This window comes from Pseudoalteromonas sp. SG43-7 (assembly GCF_014164295.1).
In the GTDB taxonomy this organism is placed as follows: Bacteria; Pseudomonadota; Gammaproteobacteria; order Enterobacterales; family Alteromonadaceae; genus Pseudoalteromonas; species Pseudoalteromonas rhizosphaerae.
Window position 1 is genome coordinate 1 of sequence record NZ_JACJEY010000137.1, and the last position, 1,490, is coordinate 1,490.

General features: G+C 34.5%; 2 protein-coding genes. Both read left to right on the top strand.

From position 1 onward, the window contains the following. The first annotated feature begins 236 nt into the window (after positions 1-236). Positions 237-674 carry a hypothetical protein gene (locus tag H5200_RS23105; RefSeq protein ID WP_182762819.1) on the top strand — a complete coding sequence of 146 codons (438 nt, stop codon included), beginning with the start codon at positions 237-239 and terminating at the stop codon, positions 672-674. 71 nt (positions 675-745) lie between these two features. Then, positions 746-1,312: a hypothetical protein gene (locus tag H5200_RS23110; RefSeq protein WP_182762822.1), complete on the top strand. Its 567-nt coding sequence runs from the start codon at positions 746-748 to the stop codon at positions 1,310-1,312. Positions 1,313-1,490: the final 178 nt, after the last annotated feature.

A 1,490-nucleotide genomic window follows, 5' to 3' on the forward strand; every position in this document is an offset into this window, starting at 1 on the left:
CCGCTTGGTACACACTTATATCAATCAATAGAGCACTACTTCAAAATAGATAAAGATATAACAGAAAAACACGGATTTCCTGAGGAGTTAAAACCCTATTTAGACCCAACAGATTGCCAAGTTAATAGAGAAGCCGTGTGGTAGTGAAGTTAGTTTGTTTAGCATTTACACAAAGGCGTGATGCCGAACTGAGAAAAAATAGTTAATAGTACAGTTCGGTAATAAGGAAGTTGAATATGTTTGAGCAATACGCAAAAACCGCTTATCGCGGTAAGCAAGATGCAAAATTTAGAAATGAAATCGCTAAAGATGAACGTGATTTAATGTTCTGCCGCTATCAAAGCAAACAGGCTCTGTATCCAAGAGGAAAAGTGTTCGGCCATTGTTTTGATAATAGCCAAAGAAGTTATTATAAGAGGAATATTACTGGAGAAGAAAGGTATGTTCGTTCAATTTTAGCTAAAGGGAAAAGTGATTTAGCTATGCCATTGGTTGGAAATGCTACAAATATGATTGGTTTTATAAACTTTACTTGGGCAATAATTCATTTATGTATTGTTATATTCTTGTTTGTTATGCCGTTATTTAGTTTAGCATTAGGGGCGGTTGATGTTGCGTTAGAATTTTTAGCGGGCCTGTCATTATGTTGGATAGTTTCTAAATTGATTAATTGATTAATTGGTTAATTTGGCCGTTTTTTAGGTTTAAATATAATCTAGCTGTTATTTTTAATCGTGCCACAGGAATGGTGGAGGTACCAACTAAAAACGCGAAAGATTTCGATATTTTCCCATTTGAAGAGTTTAATGCACATTATAGGGTGCAGCATAACCCTAAAAGCGGTTTTCCATACCGTGGGTTTACTTTGTTACATTATCAGCAAAGCATGCGATATGACCAAACTTTTAGTAACCAGATAGCATCTGCATTTATTCATTGGGAACTGCTACAAAACTTTATGAATGTTACTCAGCCTTTGGCTGATATCCCGCAATTTGAATATTACCGTGAGTTTGATAAAACCACTGCTGAATTTGATAAAGCCAATGGTCGCCCTAAGTATTTTTGGTATCGTGTTGATAAGTCATTTTTAAATAAAATGTCTAAAGCAGATGACGAGTTGAGAAAAGAATTTAATGATGAAGAGCAGCTCGATAATCTTTTGATGGGTAAACCTATTAAAAAGCTAACACCGCCAGATATTTTCAAGTTTCCATGGAAATACGCAGATAACATAAAAGCCGAGTGTGACATTAAGTTCGGTAAAACGTTGTGGCAAAAATTCACTTCGTTTTTGATGGTAGATCTATAGTTAAATAACATAATAAAATTAAAGGAATTTAACCCAAGCAGTAAATAACTGCTTGGTGCGTATTCTCATGACTTTGATCACCGATTCTCATCAGCTTTGATCACTTGATTTATCATTTTGTAGAGCCGTTTTTAAATTAGCTTAACTGATCATCATCAGTCAATTTATTTAACTGTTT

What these genes read in the sequence shown, in the direction of transcription:
- H5200_RS23105 (WP_182762819.1), top strand. Translation starts at nt 237, where the DNA reads ATGTTTGAGCAATACGCAAAAACCGCTTATCGCGGTAAGCAAGATGCA.
- H5200_RS23110 (WP_182762822.1), top strand. Translation starts at nt 746, where the DNA reads ATGGTGGAGGTACCAACTAAAAACGCGAAAGATTTCGATATTTTCCCA.